This window comes from Pseudocoprococcus catus (genome assembly GCF_019734885.1).
GTDB classification, from domain to species: domain Bacteria; phylum Bacillota; class Clostridia; order Lachnospirales; family Lachnospiraceae; genus Coprococcus_A; species Coprococcus_A catus.
This window is the reverse complement of sequence record NZ_JAAXCM010000045.1, coordinates 17,187-36,656: the sequence shown is the minus strand read 5'-3', so window position 1 is coordinate 36,656 and position 19,470 is coordinate 17,187. Positions and strand designations below refer to the sequence as shown.

12 protein-coding genes and 1 pseudogene are annotated in these 19,470 nt (G+C 45.8%); 1 reads left to right on the top strand and 12 read right to left on the bottom strand.

The annotated features are described in order from the left end of the window. Positions 1-35: 35 nt before the first annotated feature. The 6 genes and pseudogenes from HED67_RS12370 to HED67_RS12345 all read right to left on the bottom strand — a co-directional run bounded on the left by HED67_RS12370 (position 36) and on the right by HED67_RS12345 (position 6,991). A complete protein-coding gene (locus tag HED67_RS12370) occupies positions 36-1,607 on the bottom strand; it encodes an MBOAT family O-acyltransferase (RefSeq protein ID WP_221718485.1) in 1,572 nt (523 codons plus the stop codon). A gap of 24 nt (positions 1,608-1,631) precedes the next feature. Next, positions 1,632-1,859 carry an acyl carrier protein gene (locus HED67_RS12365; protein WP_215632282.1) on the bottom strand — a complete coding sequence of 76 codons (228 nt, stop codon included), beginning with the start codon at positions 1,857-1,859 and terminating at the stop codon, positions 1,632-1,634. 315 nt (positions 1,860-2,174) lie between these two features. After that, positions 2,175-3,722, bottom strand: coding sequence for an amino acid adenylation domain-containing protein (locus HED67_RS12360; RefSeq protein ID WP_246612226.1), 1,548 nt, complete (start codon positions 3,720-3,722; stop codon positions 2,175-2,177). Positions 3,723-4,117: 395 nt separating this feature from the next. Beyond that, positions 4,118-5,311, bottom strand: a pseudogene (locus HED67_RS12355) (AAA family ATPase); the annotation flags it as partial. A 132-nt stretch (positions 5,312-5,443) separates the two neighbouring features. Further along, complete coding sequence (locus HED67_RS12350; RefSeq protein WP_221718483.1) at positions 5,444-5,854, bottom strand: hypothetical protein; 411 nt, start codon at positions 5,852-5,854, stop codon at positions 5,444-5,446. A gap of 102 nt (positions 5,855-5,956) precedes the next feature. Further along, positions 5,957-6,991: a DUF2804 domain-containing protein gene (locus tag HED67_RS12345; protein WP_221718482.1), complete on the bottom strand. Its 1,035-nt coding sequence runs from the start codon at positions 6,989-6,991 to the stop codon at positions 5,957-5,959. Between the two features lie 225 nt (positions 6,992-7,216). On the opposite strand from HED67_RS12345, the gene HED67_RS12340 reads away from it, so the two are divergent. After that, positions 7,217-7,375, top strand: a complete 159-nt coding sequence (locus HED67_RS12340) for a DUF1540 domain-containing protein (RefSeq protein ID WP_015513053.1) — start codon at positions 7,217-7,219, stop codon at positions 7,373-7,375. A gap of 379 nt (positions 7,376-7,754) precedes the next feature. Here HED67_RS12340 and HED67_RS12335 read toward each other — a convergent pair whose 3' ends face one another. From HED67_RS12335 to HED67_RS12310, 6 genes are all read right to left on the bottom strand, one after another. Further along, positions 7,755-8,723 (bottom strand): N-acetylmuramoyl-L-alanine amidase family protein, encoded by a 969-nt coding sequence (locus HED67_RS12335; RefSeq protein ID WP_221718481.1) that lies wholly within the window; start codon positions 8,721-8,723, stop codon positions 7,755-7,757. Continuing rightward, positions 8,710-9,243 carry a phage holin family protein gene (locus HED67_RS12330; RefSeq protein WP_221718480.1) on the bottom strand — a complete coding sequence of 178 codons (534 nt, stop codon included), beginning with the start codon at positions 9,241-9,243 and terminating at the stop codon, positions 8,710-8,712. The genes HED67_RS12335 and HED67_RS12330 overlap by 14 nt, the downstream gene beginning before the upstream one ends. A 114-nt stretch (positions 9,244-9,357) precedes the next feature. Continuing rightward, positions 9,358-9,945, bottom strand: coding sequence for a hypothetical protein (locus tag HED67_RS12325; protein WP_117539726.1), 588 nt, complete (start codon positions 9,943-9,945; stop codon positions 9,358-9,360). 3 nt (positions 9,946-9,948) lie between these two features. Beyond that, on the bottom strand, positions 9,949-11,880 hold the full coding sequence (locus HED67_RS17430) for an RHS repeat domain-containing protein (protein WP_221718479.1): 1,932 nt from the start codon (positions 11,878-11,880) through the stop codon (positions 9,949-9,951). Between the two features lie 223 nt (positions 11,881-12,103). Further along, complete coding sequence (locus tag HED67_RS12315; protein ID WP_208728509.1) at positions 12,104-12,424, bottom strand: hypothetical protein; 321 nt, start codon at positions 12,422-12,424, stop codon at positions 12,104-12,106. 260 nt (positions 12,425-12,684) lie between these two features. Continuing rightward, positions 12,685-19,443, bottom strand: coding sequence for a DNRLRE domain-containing protein (locus HED67_RS12310; RefSeq protein WP_221718478.1), 6,759 nt, complete (start codon positions 19,441-19,443; stop codon positions 12,685-12,687). Positions 19,444-19,470: the final 27 nt, after the last annotated feature.

Genomic DNA, 19,470 nt, shown 5'->3' with positions numbered 1-19,470 from the left:
GTCTCCTCATTCCCGAAGTCATTATTTTCCGAAGTTTAGAAGTTGGCATACAAAGGATCCACCACGCCGTATCCGCTGCCATAAGCCCCCAGCAGCACAATGGCACAAAAAGCACCGGCATAAATCATCCACCGCCATATGATCGGCAAGGATGCGATCCGTTCCCGGATACAGATACCTTCCTCCCGGAGAATACCAACCACCAGCATAAGAAGTGCCCCTGCGGCCAGCACCGCCAGATCATGCACATCCATCCCCAGTTCCAGCCAATGTCCTGTTGTCTTCCTGAACATGGACACAAACATGCCCGCAAAAACAGGCAGGCTGTCTGCACGGAACAAAAGCATACCGATATTAACCAATATAAATGTTCTCAAGATCAAAAAGAACTGCCATGGGCGACTATCCTTTTGAATGCCTGTTTTCTTATAGAAGAGAAATATCATCGGTTTGAAAAGCAGACCAAACAGCGTCAGCACGTAATAATACATGCCATAGGCCACATATTTCCATGCTGCTCCATGCCAGATACCATTCGCCAACCAGACAAAAAACAGTGCAAAAGCAGTAGGCATCACTTGTCCCAGATGAGGACTCAGATGTTTCTTGGCCCATCTTCCCAACTTCATATTCGTCTTTGACAAAGTCACCGGATAAAAAATATAATCTTTGAACCATGCGCCTAATGTCATATGCCATCTCCGCCAGAATTCACCGATGGATCTTGAGAAAAACGGCTGATGAAAGTTCCGTGTGATCTCAATGCCAAACAGCGCCCCGCTGCCTCGGACGATATCCATGCACCCTGCAAAGTCTGCATAAATCTGCAGTGTATACACAAGCATCGCCAGTATCACAACACCGCCGCTGTAATCTGATGGGCTTCCGAAAACCGTACTGACAAGCAGGGCCGCTCTGTCCGCCAGCACCATTTTCTGAAAAAGGCCCCAGAGGATCAACTGCGCACCAAATGTAAATTGTCGGTAATCCGCCCGATGGCCTTCAAAGGCCTGCCCTGCCAGCTGTCCGTATCGGCTGATAGGTCCCTCCGTAATATTCGTAAATAAACTGAGAAAAAGTGCCAGTCTTCCGAAATGATGATCCGCCGCAGTCTGCCCGCGGTAGACATCGATGACATACCCCACCGCCGACAGCGTATAAAAAGAAATACCCAGAGGCATCACAAGCTTCAGCGCCGGCAGTTGGATTCCCAAATTCAGACTGTTCCCCAGGGCATTCACATTGGCACTGAAGAAATGATAATATTTTAAAAAGGCCAGAAGCCCCACATTGATCAGAACCATCGCAAGAACAATATGGCGCTTCCGGCGCATCATCGCTGCCTTTCTGGCTTTTCTCTCTTCCTTTTCCAGACTTTTCCGTACACTGTCAAAGGCTTTCTGCTCCCGCTCCATAGCAAGAGCCCCCAGATAAACCGACACCGTCGTGATCAGCAGGAAAACAATCAGCTTTCCGGAGGCCAGCCAGTAAAAGAAATAGCTGCCGCCCAGCAAAACCAGCCACCGCCTTTTCAGGGGCATCAGGTAATACAAAATCACCAGTGCACCCAGAAAAAACAGCAGATAAAAATAAGACGTATAACTCATCCCGTCGTCATCCTCCCGAACAGCTTAATCCTCCTGAAGCCGCATAATCAGCTTCTGCATCGCCTCCACAGACTCAAAATTCTCCGGCACCACATCCGTCGGCAAAATCTCCACATCAAACTCATCACAAATCTCCGTCACAATCGTCATCACATCCAGAGAATCAATCAGCTCATCCGACACCAGATGCTTCTCATTCACATAATCAATACCCGGTTTCACTTTATTTAAAATACTCAATAACTCATTCATTATCTTGTAACTCCTTCTATTTTTTATATATTATCGTAACTGTTCAGAGCTAACCTCCTTATCCACTCAACTTCCTATAGGCAGGCCATCGGATTCCTGCAATAGCTATCTTGTTTGCAAAACCCAATAAGCTTCTGATAAGTGTGTGTCTGATGGACATTTCATAAGCAGGTGCTTCCGGCATGGCCGGTCCTTGGACGCTGTCCTTTAGCGTCCTAGTACCGCTGCCAATGCCGGGCAGTGCAAATGTTCCTGCTTTGAAACGTCCATCAGACACGCACTTTCAAAGCCCCCAGGTTTTGCAAACCTCATAAACTAACCGATGGCCTGCCCCTCCATCAAATCTGCGTAATAGCTCTTCAAGTATTTCCTGTCAATTTTGCCATTGGCATTTTCCGGCATTCGCTTCACACGAATGCATTCCCCAGGCCGCATATACGCCGGCAGTTTGCTTTCCATCAGTTTTCGCATCTGGTTTTCATTTTTCGGGCCGCCTTCATAGAAAAGAATAATCCGGTCCCTGTCCTCATCGTAAATGCTGACGCAGCTTTTTACATCAGAAGCCGCACCGGCAGCTGCCTCCACTTCACCCAGTTCGATGCGATAACCCATATGTTTGATCTGAAAATCACGCCGTCCCAGATAAAGCAGCTCGCCCCGTTCATTATAGCGAACCAGATCACCGGTTTTGTATATTTTCTCCGGATACCAGGGATTTAACGGATTCTGTATAAAAGCCGCATCCGTTTTCTCAGGATCACCGTAATATCCGCTGGCCACAAAGGAACCTCTGACGCACAGTTCGCCGATTTCTCCCGGTGCCGCTTCCGTACCATCCTCACGAAGGAGGATCAGGTCACAGTTGTCACAGGCACGCCCAATAGGCAGTGTTTCACTATCCGCAAAATCCCGGTCCACAATATAATAAGCGCAAATATCTGTTACTTCTGTCGGCCCGTAGAGATTTGCATACAGCAGTTCCGGCATTTTCTTCCGCCAGTAATTCAGCTGTTTCACCGGCATGACTTCACCGGCAAAAAGAACTTTTTCCATATACTCAAGGGATACATAATCCAGCACTTTCCAGTTTGCCACGATGGACAATGCCGTCGGCACCCAATAAATAGTATTGATCTTCCGGCTGTTCATATATTCCAGAAGCCGCACCGGAAAGGCAAAAAGCCGTTTCGGCAGGATCTGAAGCTCTGCTCCTGCTGCCAGAGTTGTGTAAATATCCAGCACCGACATGCTGAAATAAAATGGGGTCTGACTTCCGAAAATGGTCTCTTCATTAATATCAAATGTGGTCTTCACCCATTCGGCATAAGCCATCACATTCCGATGCGTCACGGCAACACCTTTTGGCATACCTGTAGAACCGGATGTAAAAAGAGTATAAACCAAATCCGTATCCACTGATTTTCTCCGGATCTCCGCCAGTCCTTCTCTGTCCTCAGGCGTATGCATGGCATTCTCATAAAGAAGAACCTTCGGTCTATCCTTCCTGACTGCTTCCATGGCTTCCCTGACTGTCTCCTCATGATCTCTGTCTGTAATAACCGCCGCCGGTTTCAGTACACTGAAAATCTTACGAATTCTGTCCCAGGGCATTTTCGTATCAATTACTGTATAAAAATCACCGCCATAAACAGTACCAAGCATCGCTGCCAGACAGGCCGGTGTTTTCTCCATATAAACAGCCACCGGCCGATGGGTCATCCGATGCATCAGCAATAAACTGCCAATCCGTGCTGCCGCCTCCCGCAGCATCCGCCATGTCATCGATGTATCTGTATCGGCGCAGGCTGTTTTCTCAGGCCAGCGGCCGGCTGAACATTCAAGATATTCCAATATATTTTTCAAGCTATCGCCCCCTGTTCTCTTTGGTGTCCCTATCATAGCACAAAAAAATCCGAAAACAGGAAAAGTCGGGGTATTGTAAGAAAGATATACGGAGTGAAAGAAATCTGAAAGAAAATTTAGAGTTACTATATAATAAACTATGAGAAACACGCTCCGCGAGTTTCTCAAGTTATCGCGGCCTCTACACTCCGTTTCGGTCGTTGCTAAACAAGCGCCACTGGCGCTTAGCAACGCCAAGATCTCGTGCAAGCACGAACCTTTGCTCGTTGCTCGCGTAAATAAAAAGAGGATATCCTCAGACATCCTCTTTCATAGAATTTATTATTTATTTCTCCGCTTCCTCTATCACACAGGTATGTTCCCGCGTCGCTTTATCATAGTTGACGCCTACCAGCAGGATATTTCTGCCAGATAGCCTGAAGCGTATCTGAAGAATTCTTTAATGCCTTGGAAACCTCACCCCACTGGGATGCAGCAACGGCATTGATGTATTCGCCCCGCACTTCACTGTTTGGAATGAAAACTTCCTTGTATGAAAAATCATATCCCAAATAGCCAAGATGGATCAACAACGTCAAAACATCATCCTCACTGTAGAATGTCGTCATATCATTGGAAAATGTTCCTGTATTAACCGGAATTCTCTCTCCCGCCAACATACTCAAAACATCATCCTTCAGTCCTTCAAAGTTCATATCAATATAGAACCGAAGAGCTTCAAATGTCTCCGTCCGATTCCAGTAAGAATCGCAAATACCGGTTAAAATAGCCGTCACCACGGAGCGCGGACTGTAGATGGATCTGGCCTTCTCAAAATGATAACCGTCATACCATTCTTTCAGTTCAGACAAATTTCTTCCATATTGCTTACATAAAGCGGCAACTTCCTCTTCCGTAAAACCGACAAATTCTGCCAAGGGTCCCGGATTCGTCATAGAAAACTCATCAAACATATTAAGTGCTGAATGTGTGCCATATTTCTTAATCGGCAAGATTCCGGTCATGTAGGCAAGATGAATATACGCCTTGTCCTTCAGGAAATCCCTCAGAAAATCCAGATACTGTTCCTGCGCTTCATGGTTCTCGCGATATTCCCTGAAAATGCAGTCCCATTCATCAATAATAATCACAAACGGACATTTCGTCTGCTGGTAAACATCCTGCATTGCCCTGCTAAAATTTTCTTTATCAAAATAATTAATATCCGGATATTCAAAAAACAAATCCCATAAAACTGATTTTTTTACTAAACGCAGCATCTCATCCATGCTTGATGTCTGACTGAGGAATTCCTGCATATTCAGAAATATTGTATTATATTGATTTAATTTCTTCTCGCAGGCATCCGCTTTGGAAATCTTCAATCCCTGAAATAATTCCCGCGAATCACACCCCCGGCTGTAATAGGCCGCCAACATATTGGCCGCCATCGACTTGCCAAAGCGTCGAGGCCGGCTGACACACACATATTTCTGATTGCTGTACATGACCCTATTGGTATATTCAATTAACCCCGTTTTATCCACATAAATCTGAGAATTCAAAGCTTCTCCAAACTTCTCATTCCCAGGATTCAGATAACCACCCATGCACCGCACCTCCTTCTATTGCCTGTCAGCCCTGCCTGTATATTCATTATGTATTCGTGCTTATTTATGAAGTTTTTTGAAATTTTACTTGGCTCTGAACAGTTACATAATAATATTCACCGGATAAGCCGTTTATGCGGCATGACGCTCCTTCGTCATCTCAATGGCACTATCCATATTCCCGGATGCTGCCACTACAAAAACAGGCAAACTGTCCTGATAACTGCTGTTGATCTCACATTCCCAGTATTCCAGCCTTTCCCCGTCTTTCTCAATGCACGTCAGAAGCTCCGGTGGAATACGCCATCCATCTGATTCTTCTGTCATCATGGTAACGGCCGCTGACAGAAAATAGCGGATCACACTCTGTCCATGACCATTATCCTTGAAATCCGTATCCAGTCTCCTGAGATATTTCTGAAAAGCGGCTTCTTCAAAAATCGCCAGACTGCTACCGTACCATTTGGTCACAATGTAATGCTTGCTGCTATCTAACTGCAGATCTGTACATCCATCTGTCCTAAGTTCTACTGCTCCTCTCATGTAAATCCCTCCTAATTACCGCAGTTCCGCCAACAACTGCTTCTGTCACCCCGTTATCCGACAGTCCCTCTCCTCCATCAGACAACATGTCTCTTAAATGTCTTAATAGCGATTATGAACAACCTCTATCGCGGCGATAACATCCCGCATCTTCAGCTCTGTTCCATTATCCAGAACAGCTGTCCCTGTCAGATGTCCAAACACCTGATGCTGATCACTGACGATCACCTTCATATCAATCTTCGCATTTCTATCCAGAATCGGCTCAAAAATCCCCTCAAAGCGACCATCACTGGATGAAATCGTCCAGGGATCCATATAATTGAAATTGCCTTCATCATCCTGTCCGATCATAAAGACAACCTCCTGAAGCTTATGGGCACGGCCGTCATAGAAAATTACATTCTCTGAGGCACTGCTCCGGTCACTGAATCCATAGCCAAGATTAAATCCAAAAGGTACGCCATTCAGCCTTGTGCTGCAGGTTCCCCAACGCCAGATGTTGTCATAAGTCCATACACCGCGTCCCCAGTCAAGGACAGCCATATCTTTTCTCCCATCAAAAATATAATCGCGCCCGTCAAAGTTCACTTTGCCCTTGACCGGCATACAATTCACCTTCTGATTGTAATAAAAAGCCTTCGGCTTCTCCTTCCACGGCGTAGCAATACAGATGCTGTCCATCTCCGGCTGCTTCATCAGAAGATCCGCCTTCAATGTCTTACCATCCTGAAAATCACGGAAAACACACTGAATTCTTCTTCTATGCGGCTTCACCGTATAACGAAGATGAATCCGACCATTTCTGAAATCCGCATTGCCATCATCCGATGTCCTCCCCAGTCCCAATCGTCCCATAGGCATTGCCGTCAATATGGTCTCAGTATGTTCCTTTCGTTCCACAAGATCAATCAAAGAAACACTAATTAATCCCGCATATCCCAGATCCGACAGGGTAAATGCAACGGCATAATGTTCATTGCCCGCAAGATAATAATCCCATTCCTTAATGCGAAAAGAAGGGGCTGCAATATTCTCGCGATTATACTGCCAGACCGGTCGTCTTGCCCAACCGGGTGTCACAACATATCCCTGCTTATCCAACAACTTCTGAACATCCGTTACCTCATGCTGCATAAAGATCCCTCCTGTCTTCTCTTATTTTGAACGTATATTATCAGTATAACAAATTTTTTGAAAAAAAATAGTCTTTTATACATATTTCATAAATTTCGGTGCAAACTAATGCTGTCACCCGTCAATATGTTAGCTTTTCCGTTCACAGTATCAAGTGAAAAATATTTCTCACGATTACATGTTGAACGGACTCAGTTTTTTCGCAATTGAAAGGAGATTATCAAAATGGAAGTAAACAATTCAATTAAATGTGGCGTTCATGATTGTAAACATCATGCAGGTAATGTGGAATACTGTACCTTAAACTGTGTCAGCATCGGCGCCTGCGAATGTTCCCCTAAGACAAAAGAGGGCACCGACTGCGAATCTTTTGCAGCCCGCTAAACTAAAAAAAGGGATGCACCAATAACCCCAAAGCGTGCGGCCCATGTATATCAAACTATGAGAAACACGCTCCGCGAGTTTCTCAAGTTATCGCGGCCTCTACACTCCGTTTCGGTCGTTGCTAAACAAGCGCCACTGGCGCTTAGCAACGCCAAAGTCTCGTGCAAGCACGAACCCTGGCTCGTTGCTCGCGTAAATAAGGCGTCGCTTTAACGATTAAAAAATCGTAAAGCGGACGCCCCTTTTGTTCAATCATCCCTTATAATCATTAGTATATCTCTTACCAGCTACTACTGTTACAACTATAATTTATCACAGTACTTTCATTATAGCATCTCATTCCTTTATCTTGAACCGGTTAAAACTCTTTTCAAACTTTTCAAGCCACTTTCTCGGCATAATCAAGGCATATCCACCCCTGCCCTGATTTCAGTTTTCCCCATTGGCTTTTCTCTCCGGCTGCATTGACAATTCCCGTTGCTTCTTCTGTAATGGTAAATACCCCCTTGCCTGTAAATCCCACAGCCTTTGAATGAATCGTGGGTGCCTGCCGGATGTTCAGATCGTCAACAGAAACTCTGACCAGATATGCTGTCTTTTTATTTAATGTCATACTATCTGTCGAAGTATTTTGATTTGTCTGATGACTGTTATTATTTCGGTTATTCTGACTGCTCTGCCCGCTTTGATTTGCTGGCTGGCTTTTATTCCCAATACCAAAATACTCTGCTATTGCAGCTGCCTTGGCCTCCGCTATAGCCTTTAAATTCTCCTGTTTCGACAGGAAAAGACATTCCTTGGGATTATCATGAAAACCATGCTCAACTATATAATCATAACGAACCGGGCCATTTTTCGCCTGTCCCTGTGAAGCTGCTCCAGATACTGCCCCACGGATAACCCCATACCAGTCTGCGCCGTTGCTCTGGGTCTTTGTCACGACTCCCCTGTTATAAGTAATGCCTGTGGATGGCTTCATGACTTTGACAATGGCATCGATCATTTTCTCTGCCAGTTTTTCTGATCCCGGAAGATGTGCCGAACGAACCACCGTCACACCGCAGACTTTTCCATTGAATGCATCCGTATGGTTGCTCTCAAACAAAACATTGGCATATCCGTTCCCCTTTTTCACTGCCATCTGTCCGCGTTCATAAAGCCCCGGGTCCTGATTCCGTTCTCTTGTCAGGATAACATCAATCCCTCTCTTTTCCAGGGCTGTCTTTTCATAAAGACTCAAATCATAAACAGCCTTGCTTTCATAATAACCTTTCACGGCTCCGGCATTATAGGTATTCCCCGTATGTCCCGGGTCAATGACGACTAACAGCTTTTTATTTTCTGACATTTTCTCCACCTCCTGCCTTCATTTTATTCAGCACACTATTATTAGTATTCGCTTCATTGGTGTTCGCCTCGCCTGCTTCATATATCTTATCACTTATACCATTGTCCATTGGCAGCTCTGATGTCATATTGGCAAGAAAATCTCTCATCCAGCTTTCGACCTTCTTCGGCACCGGCAGGCCGCACAGAACCATGTTTTTCAATACGGATAAACATTCACAGGCTGTAAACAGCAGACAGAAGAATTCGCACATCCCCAGTTTCTGAACACCCAGATCATGCACATATTCCTCAGGTATAAAAGCCAGAAGATTCACATGAATCAGTAAATCCGCCAGCATCAAAATCCCTACACTGACAACCATGGCCACCTTTCTGATAGCTCCATCGATACCCACAGAACTGTTGAACTGTCGAAACTTGATGGCCCGAAGAACCCCCAGCAGTGTATCCGCGCAGATAGCCAGCATCAGGATTTCTATAAAAATGTTATTTGAAAACTGTAACATTAAATCTCTCATCTTTCGTTAATCTCCTTTCCTCTTAATTTTTCATTTGTATATTTTCAGTTTATTTTTCTTGTGGTAAGGGGATGCCCCGCAAGAATGCGGGGCATTGAGAATAAAATGGAATGGTTATAATATTTCTTCCCATGGTTTAACTTTTTTCAAGTTAACATCATCAAATGTTACTCCCCATTGAGCAATTTTTCCTCTGAATATACTTTCGTTAATTCCGCCTTCATAACTATTCTTTCCATCATTTATTTTTCCGCTATCTAAATATACATAAAAAGTACTCCAATCTCTCCAATGTAAAATATTTATAAAATAGCTCATTGGATCTTTCTTTCGAAATCTTTTTATTTCATACGGAGAAATCACTGCGCATTTGCGGCAATTTGTATAACATGATTTTATATTATTCTCTATCCTTCTTGTTTTTAATTCACTCCAGCGATATTCCTTACTGCGGTTTCGCCATTTGACGGTACAGCCTTCTTTATCCATCTCTATCACTCTGCCAAAGCTAAACCATTCTCGAATCAATATTACTTCTCCTACAACAATCCCTATTATAGTATACGTTAACCATGCTTTTTCATTTGCAAAAAAACCATACGCTATACATATAATAGACATGATTATAAGAAACCAAAAACCCACTTGATAGATTTGCATATAATATTTTTCAGGTATAATTATAATTTTATCCTCATCCACGTTTTAATGTATCCTTTCTATTCTCCATTCTTTTCGTCCTCGATAATAATACACTCTCTTTCTATATACTTTTTTCCCTTTCCTTATAATCTGATTAGAAATTAAAGTACGTTTAAAACTATTTTTTACCGATTTTGACGCTTTAGTTTTTGAAGGGCCTGAATTAAAAATTCTACTTGTAATAGCACCTACAAACTCTCTTCCCGCATTTTCCACTACATCAATTACATTATTAGCAACTTTATCATAATTTGTCTTATGTGGCAAATTAAGTCTTTCACTAATATTCAATGAAGAAGCCGTCCATGCTATCGCTGCATTAAATGCAATACTCTTTGGTTCTTCACCATCATATATGCCTTTACCAGTTGTATAAATTACATAGAATGCTCTAGATATATTTTTAATCGGAATCAAATTGATAATAAATCCTGCTACAAAATCACTCAGATAATCTTTTGTTCTATATTCCTGACCTGTTGCAGATGTTGCTGCCCACGTCAAAAATGTACCTACAGCCGCACCTATCAGTGCTGGAATTACTATGTTCCAAAACTGACCATTCTCATCTTCCCTATAAACAGGGTTATTATCACAATAATTATACAAATTTGTATCAACTAATGCCATCGGAGACTGTGTCAATACATCATAACTATCCGCACTGATAAACCTGCAGATCTCCGGCTGATAATAGCGGCTCTTCAGATAGTACATCCCCGTCTCTTCATCATAGTAGTACCCCTTAAATCTGTACGGGTTATCCTTTCCAAGTGTCCCTGCCATGCTGCCTGTGATGCCGGTCAGTATACCCCAACTGTCATATCTATAGTTTACTACAGCCACACCATTGGCGTCAACCAGTCCTGTGATGCTCATTAAGCCGTCACGGATATAATAGTAATCCGCGCCCTTATAACGGATAGCCATCAGCTGACCGCTGCCGTCATACAGGTAATGCTGCCATACGCCGTTCTTCTTCTCCGACAGGACACTGCCGCCCGCTGTCAGGTATTCTGTTGTGATACCGTTTACTTTCTTGGATGTCCGGATACCCGATGCATCATAGGTATACACTGCCTCCAGGCCATCACCTGTCACTTTCTCAAGCAGGCTTCCCTTTGTCCAGCTGTAGGTATACTTTCCGTCACTGAGCAGGTTGCCGTTGACATCATAGGTGAAGTTCCTTGTCTTCCCCTCCATGGTAACCGATGCCAGCTGGTCTTTCCATGTGCTGTCATAGGCAAAAGTTTTAAGGACAGTCCCTGTTCCTTCCGGTCCGCCCTCTGCCCCTGCCGGGTAACTGCGCACTTCCGTCAGGTTGCCGCCGGCATCGTACTGATAGCCGAGATACAGCTTCTTATCCGGGTCATATTCACGGGTCAGCTGTCCCTGGGCATCATAGGTATAAGTATGGCTGTCTGCACTGCCGTTTTCTGTGGCTTTAGACACATTGCCCCAGGCATCATAAGCATACTCCCATGTGCCGCTGCCGTTTTTCACGGTTTTTACACGCCCTGTCTGTCCGCCATCCGCTGTTGTCTCATAAGTATACGTTGTCGTATGTTTCCCGCCGTTCCTCTTGATGGATGAAAGTCTGCCCAGCTTGTCAAAGGTCTTTTCAACCTTGGCACTGCCGCAGATAACAGTTGTTTCACGGCTGTCCGCATCATAGGCTCTTGTCACGGTTCTAACGCCATCCGGTGTGGTCTGGACTTCCTTAATCAGGCAGTCATTGGCATCATAAGTGTATCGGTAGGCTGTACCGTCATCAAAGACTGCTTCACACAGCCTGTCTGTCAAGTCATAGCCGTAAGTGCAGGATTTTCCGGATACCTGTCCGTCGATGAAACGTGCCACCCTTCCCAGTTTGTCATAGATATACCTTCCGATGGTATAACTTGTGCCATCTTTTGATGCTTTCACTTCTGTCACACGGTCAAGGTTATCATAGGTATAGGTAACTTCCCAGCCATTGGCATAGGTGCTCTTTAAGAGGTTGCCGTTCTTTGCCTCATAATCATGGCTGACTGCCGCCTTTCCGGCAATGGATACGTTTTTTCTGTTACCGAATCCGCGTAAAAATATATTTTCAGTTTATCTTTTTCGTGGTGAAAGGGTGCCCCGCAGGAATTACGAGGCATCGGAAATAAAATAATTAAAACTTGACCTTTGGCATCCTTACACTCTCCGGCAGCCAGCTTTTCACCAGTGCATACGTCTCTTCTGTACATTCACATCCTACCGTTCCGGAAAATATAAAATCACTCAGACATTTCTTCTTTTTCTTAAAAGACATGACAAAATCTACACCGGCCTCATTTTTTCTCGTTGTTCCAAATTCCACTTCGTAGTACTCATCCCAGTTGAAATGAACTGTCCATATTTTAAAATTAATATAAGTGATTGTAACCCCCGTTTCATCTATAACATATGATACTGAAAATCTCAAATAAATATACAACACAGCCAAATACATAAACCCGATTCCTATAACAGTCTCACAAATTCCTGTTCCTTCCCTGCATAACAGAATGCCAAAAAAAACACAAACTATAAATAACCCAATAAAAGACCAACAAAATCCCTTATTTGAATATTGCTCCGGCAAACCGCCTCTTATTTCTTTCACGACTTTCTTCCCCCTGGCATGACCAAATCTTTTTGAGGCAGCAGCCAATTCTGCTGCCTCTTAATTATACCATCTCCTTTTACGCTTTGAAAAGATATACCAGTACATTAAACCGTATATTTCCATCTCTCTACACTGATTGAACCATCCGAATAATACTTCGTACATATCTCCCAACAGAAGCGACCCGAACCTGTATATTTCCGTTCCACACTGACTAACCATCTTCCCGAATATCCACTCTTTGAAGATGATGAGGAGGATGTTCTGGATGTATTATTTTTTCTGCTGCTGTTTGCTTTTGCAATGGACATATCATATATTCCACCTACGGCTGCTCCTAATATAGTGTTTCCATTTGACTCCAATACAGGAATCGGTGGTGCAAAAGCCAATCCTGTTACAGCTGTCTTTAGCATATCATTTAATGCCGCATTTACTCTTTCCTTAGCCGAACCATCTACGGAAAATAATGCAGCACCCCCAGAAACTGCAATGTTTCCCAACCACGTATACTGAAAAATCTGTGCACCCGTCCATCCTCGAATTATCCCTAATCCAGGTATTATTCCTGATACAGCTCCTGATGCCAAACCAGTAAGGCCTGCAACCAGCGCTTCCTTCTTTGTCACTTTTCTTCCCTCTATCTCAGCAACTGCACCTGCTGTCATAAGTCCTGACACACAGCCAATAACTCCGCCAAATATCATTCCTGCCCAGAAATTACCGCTTTCATCCACTCTTCCGACCGGATTGCCATCACAGTAGTTATACAGGTTCTTGTCATTCAGTGTTGTTTTGCTCATGCCCAGCACTGACAGGCTATCCGCACTCATCATTCTACCCAATTCCGGATTATAATAACGGCTTTCCAGATAATACAGTCCTGTTTCTGTGTCATAATAGTAACCGCGGTATCTGAATGGGTTATCCACACCAAGTGTTGACGCCATGGAGCCGCCTGTCTTCAGAAGATTCCCCCATGTATCATAGCTGTAATCCACAACCCACTGGCCGGATGCATCACACAAGCCAATGATGTCCTGCTGGCCGTTTTTGATATAATAGTAGACACTCTTTTTATAATAAATGGCTTCTATTTCACCGCCGGAATTGTAAATATAAGACTGATAACCTGAAGCATTTTTCTCTCCAAGGATCTGACTGCCATCAGTAAAATAAGTGGCTGCAACTACACCATTTACTTTCTTCTCCATACGGACACCTTCCGCATTGACCGCATAATGAATCTGAGTGCCATCTTCCTTTATCACATCCGTCAGGATACCATTGCCGCACCAACTGTATTTCTGGCCTTTGTATGCTGTCATATTACCTGCTGTGTCATAAGCAACAGCTTGTCCATCCACTGCTGTCATCTGGTCTTTCCATCCGTCTGCGTAAGCATATACCATTGTCTGTTCAAGCTGACCTTCCGGTTTTTCCTGTGTACTAAGGGCATAAACCTTCTTCTGAGTCACATTGCCGCCTGCATCTCTGGTATAAATAATTGTTTTGTTTAAACGTACATTGTCCTCCCTGATCAGACGCTGCAGCGCATCATAATGATAAGTTGTTACACCAACCTCGTCCTGTATAGTTCTGATATTTCCATTATTATCATAGGTATACTGAATCTTTTTGCCATTATTCTCAACAGCTTCCATTCTGTTGACCGGCTGTCCCGCCGCATTAACAGCATATCTGTAAGTCGTTTTAAACGCACCGCTGCTTCTGTCTGAGATATACCTGCGGCCATAAGCATCATAGGTTCTTGACACAACCGCACTGCCCGCCTGCAGTTTTGTCTCCCTGTCATCCTTATCAAATGTATACACGGTTGTCTGCTTATTACCATCACACAATGTTGTCACACTGTCTACATTACCATTCGCATCATAATGATACAATCGTTCTTCGCCGGTATTCGAAACAGCTTTTCCCATACGGCCAAGCAAATCATATTCATATGTCCAGATACAGGATTTGTCGCCTTTCAGTTCCCTTCTGCATATCTGTCCATGCTTGTCATAAATGAGTCTGCATGTATATATCACACTGCCGTCCTTTAATGCTTCCATTTTCTGAAGACGGTCCAGGGTATCATACTCATATCGGATTGAAAATCCATTTGCATAAGATGTACTGCGCAGCAGTCCGTTTTTACTGTCATATGTATGGCTCACAGCCTGTGTACCCGCAATCTTCACCGCTGTCTCTTTGCCGAATCCATCATACAAAAGCTCATATACAAAACCGTTATGCTCAATCTGCGTCATTCGGTCATTCTTATAGGTATATGCCACAGAAATCTTCTGTTCTTTATCGTTGATATCCGCAGAAGATGTCACTTTTGTCACCCTGTTGCATGCATCATAGGTATAATCTGTCCAGTTTCCTTCACCATCTGTTACAGACGTCATCCATCCCTTTGCCGTATCCCAGCCATAAGATGTACTGTTTCCATCTTCATCACAAAGTTTGGATATGTAACTGCCATCTTTTGTATACTCCGCAGTCGCTGTAATGGCTTTTGCTGCGTTGGATGGATCTACAACTTTTGCTGAAGATATTCCGCCCTGACTGTTATATACAAATGCATATTTCATATTCATTGCAGACTTTGCGCCTGTCAGCCTGTGTTTATCATCGTGCGTATACTCAAAATGATTGCCCTTAATATCAATCAGTTTTGCAATGTTTCCGGCGGCATCATACTCAAAGCTGCTGTTTTTCTTCGCTTGGTCTGTCACCTTCACCACGTTGCCTTTGTCATCATAGGCAAAGCTTGTACCGTATTCTTCTTTATAAAGGCCAAGGCCCGTAAAGTAGGCATTGTTGCTGTTGTTGCCATAACAGAAGCCGATATCCACCCGCACATAATCATGTTTCGCCACAAAAGCGGTGTTCATGAACTGCCACTCACTGCAGTCTGCCCCGAATTCCGCATAGTGGATGTCATTCCTGTCATTGGCATCGCTGGATATGAAGTTGATATGGAGGCCGAAATGGCGGTTCTTCCTGCTGTTTAAGCTGTTGCCCGCATGGGGATCGCTTTCAAAGAACTTCTCTTTCAGGCTCACGCTGTCGGCATAGCCCCAGCCGCAGGCCATGAAGCAGTCGCCCTTTTTGCCGGAGATGGCCAGCGGCTGATAGCAGCGCTTGTTGTTCTTCTCATCCCCTGTGATTTTTAAAACGCTGTCCCCTGTCGGGCCGTTGCCGCCCGGTACTTTTTCCTGCTGTCCCATCCGGATCTCTGCAGGAACATCTGTAGATGAAACCGTCACAAGATCAGACAGCACATAACCGGTGTAGGCTTTGCCTCCTTTGGTCAGTTTCACACCGTACCACAGGTCTCCGTTCTTTAAACCGGCATGGCTGACGATATTTACCTTGTCACTGCTGCCGATCTGGACAGCCACAGAACAGGAGGTATTCGGTTCTGTTCGGACATTCAGCGTACCAGACGGTGCCGCATGGGAAGTAGATGGACGCATGACCGCCACATAATCTGCAGATGCATAGCCATCATACTGTGTGCCGTTCTTTGTAAAGGCCAGGCGATACCACTTCGTGCCGCTGCTGTCCTTTGCCGCACCTTTGATGCCCACGGCTGTGCCTGCCGCCATCATGGTCTTTGCGCTGTAGCCGGTGCCTGCACCTGCACGCAGGTTCAGGTTGTCTGCCGCAACCACACCCCTGACTGTCACAACCGCCCCTGAAATGGACAGGTTCAGATAGGTGCCTTTCATATAGCCGTCATAGATCTTATTGCTAATCTTTGCACGGATGGCATACCAGATGGCGCCGTCACTGTCATAATCCGCCCCATGAATTGTCGCACTGGTGCCCTTCGGTGCCATGACAAGGGCCTGATATGCCGTACCTGCCGCCGCACGGATGTTGACTTTATCCTCATTGACAGTGCCTTTTAAGACGGTCGGCACCTGTGCCGCCGCACCGGTCTTTAACACGCCGTCACCGCCAGCGAACTGTAATGCTGTATGGTCCGTCATGCCATTCTGGAAGCAGTTGTTGGATACCAGGTTCAGGCGTCCCGCTGCCTCCCCTTCTTCCATCTGGAGGCCGTCAAACCATGCAGTTCCCTTGAAATTGCGGGTCCTGGCAAGGATCCTTAAGGAGGATGTGCCATTGCCTGTCCCGTTATCCGGTGCCGTAAAGGACACTGACAGGCGCTTAAAGCCCTCCGTACCCGCCGTGATGCCGGCTGAATCCGCCACGACCGCCAGATTCTTCGCTGTATCCTCTATCTGCAGCCAGATACGCCCTTTTGCCGCCAGTTCACTGACACTGGCTCTGACATAAGCAGAAAAAACATATTTCTTCCCCGCCTTTACCGTCAGGTTCTGGAACGCTGCACCGTCTCCGGAAGCTGCTGTGCTGCGGATGCGGATACACTTTGTGCCGATATAAGCTTCACCTGCCGCACTGTCTTCCACCACAACGTGATCCGCATTGCTGTAACGTGTCCAGCCTGCCATACCGCCCGTGACGCCCCTCAGATACTGCGGGGATACATAGCGCAGGTCTGTGGCTGCGGACAGTTTGTTCTTGTTCTTTGCCGTATCCAGATACTGCCATGCGGCACCGTAACCGGCATCATTGCGCACACTGACGGTACGCCCTGCATTGTCAAAGAGATAGACTTCTTTTCTTCCTTTGCTGTCTGTAAAGCTTGTCCGGTTGTGTCCGTAAGCCAGTGTCAGGCTCTGTCCCTCTGTGCTGCCGGCATATTCCGTGACTTTGCTGACCCTGTAAGGGGCCCGGCTGCCATAGCTGTACTGTACTTTATAGCCGTAAGGGTCTGCCGCTGTCAGCATCATGCCCTTGCCCGCTGCCGTGTCGTAAGTAAAGCGGCTCACGGCACCGTCCGGGTCTGTGATGGATGTCAGGAAACCGTTGGTATAACCAAATGCTGTCACCCTGCCTGCTGCATCCGTCAGTTTGGACAGATGGCCGTCACTGCCATAGGCCAGATTGACTTCACGGCCGGAGCCGTCTGTCAGCTTCACGATCTTCGATGCGTTGTGTAAGATCGACAGCGTGTTGCCGGAAGCATCTTCCTCCTTTACAAGCAGCCCGTTTAAAAAGTGCTGTTTGCCGCCGTCCTTATCCGTCACGGTATATCTGTTGGATGAATCCAGTGTCAGGATACGGGTCTGATCCAGCTCATCCTTCCACTTGCTGTCTGTTGTATCCTTGGCAAAATATCTTCTCGTACCGTCACCGTCAGTCTGGCAGTAATAGTCTGTACTTCCGATCTTCTTCGCCATCATGGTCTGGTGGTAGTTCAGACGGAAGCCTTTGCCGTAACCGATATCCGCCCCCTGTTCACTGCTGTTGAACACATGGCTCAGGCTGATAGGCGCACGGCTGCCGGAAAGGGCATAAGTCGGATGCACCAGGATCTGGCTGCCGTTATAATCATTCACATAGCCTGTACCGGCCCTGCCGATATCATGCTGGTGATACGTCCAGAAATCCTCCAGGCCCTCGCAGCTTACGTACTGGATCATGATCTGGGGACGTGTGGCCGCATTATCATCCAGATTGTCATCAGATGAAATGTATTCGTTATACGTACCTTCTTCCTCCCCATGCTCTTTCATCATCAGGCCGTAGTTCTTCCCATCCGCATACCAGTCTTTTACCACACCTGTGATATCAAAGACCAGTCTTGTCAGTCCAGAACCTGAAAAAGCGATATAATCGGCCACTTTCGGGTCGTAAGACGGTTTGTTGTCCCATGTGACAGTCTTACTGTTCCAGTCCTTTGTCACACGGTGGATATCAATGCGGCGCTGGTCTGAACCGCCCGGGCGTCTGATGGCCACATACCAGGCGGATGTCACCATCTCAGAAGCTTTGTTGAGCTGCGGAAGGGTGAACTTCAGGTAGCTTCTGAGGACGGAACCGTCCACCCTGCCTGTTTTCAGGATATGGCTGTTGTAAAAATTGTCTGTATTGTAGAAAGAAGAGACATGGCAGTCCTGGATCTTATCCCTGGCCACATCGGTGGTCACCACCGGGTCGATGACCACCGGATATGCTCTTTCTTCTGCCGCAAGCCATCCCGCATCCGCTTCCAGTCTCACGTAAGCCTCCTTGTTCTTCTCACCGCCGTCATCCGTCAGGGTCAGTGTCAGGCCGTGGCTCACTTCCCCTGCGGCATTCGTCATATACGGTGCAGACAATCTGTAGGCTTTTGTTCCCTTTGTATCCTCAAAGACGATATCCGCACCTTCCTGTCTGGCCTTTAACCCACCCGGGGCATAGCGCCATGTGAAAGCATGCACGGCGTCTGCCTGCTTTAAGACCAGATCCTCTTTCAGGCTTTCCGGGCCGATGGTGTAACGGATATCTACACCATGGAAGGCTTCCGGATAAAGGATGCGGCTCTTTAAATGTCTGACGGCATAGGCCGCTGTGGGGTCCTTTTCACTGTCCGCCGTATGCTCTAACGCACCGGCACTATCCGGCTGCTGCTCCTCCGTTTCCTTTAAAATCTGGCGTTTCACGGAATTGGCATCCACAAAACCCCATGTGAGCTTTCTGCTGCCCTCTCCCAGTGAAACCATCTGCTTTTTCTTCACCTTGTTGGACAGACGGACTCTGAAGGCCCCTGAGATATTTTCCATATCATCCGCATCAGCCGGCACTTTATCAGCTGCCGCTTCCAGGCGGTTGTCGATCTCTTCCCAGCGGCCGTCCTTCATGTAGTGGACCGGTGTGCCGTAAATGGCCGCTGTAAAACGGTGGTCTGCATGTTCAAACACCTTCATGCAGGCCGTTCTTTTTGAAATAACTTCTTTCATCTCTGTAGTATTCATTAATTCTTTACTCATTGTTCTTTCTCCTTTTTCTTTTGTTCT

Coding starts and splice junctions, on each gene's coding strand:
- HED67_RS12335 (WP_221718481.1), bottom strand. CDS start 8,723: ATGTCAGAAAATAAAAAGCTGTTAGTCGTCATTGACCCGGGACATACG.
- HED67_RS12350 (WP_221718483.1), bottom strand. CDS start 5,854: ATGAGAGGAGCAGTAGAACTTAGGACAGATGGATGTACAGATCTGCAG.
- HED67_RS12340 (WP_015513053.1), top strand. CDS start 7,217: ATGGAAGTAAACAATTCAATTAAATGTGGCGTTCATGATTGTAAACAT.
- HED67_RS12370 (WP_221718485.1), bottom strand. CDS start 1,607: ATGAGTTATACGTCTTATTTTTATCTGCTGTTTTTTCTGGGTGCACTG.
- HED67_RS12345 (WP_221718482.1), bottom strand. CDS start 6,991: ATGCAGCATGAGGTAACGGATGTTCAGAAGTTGTTGGATAAGCAGGGA.
- HED67_RS12330 (WP_221718480.1), bottom strand. CDS start 9,243: ATGAGAGATTTAATGTTACAGTTTTCAAATAACATTTTTATAGAAATC.
- HED67_RS12315 (WP_208728509.1), bottom strand. CDS start 12,424: ATGTATTTGGCTGTGTTGTATATTTATTTGAGATTTTCAGTATCATAT.
- HED67_RS12310 (WP_221718478.1), bottom strand. CDS start 19,443: ATGAGTAAAGAATTAATGAATACTACAGAGATGAAAGAAGTTATTTCA.
- HED67_RS12365 (WP_215632282.1), bottom strand. CDS start 1,859: ATGAATGAGTTATTGAGTATTTTAAATAAAGTGAAACCGGGTATTGAT.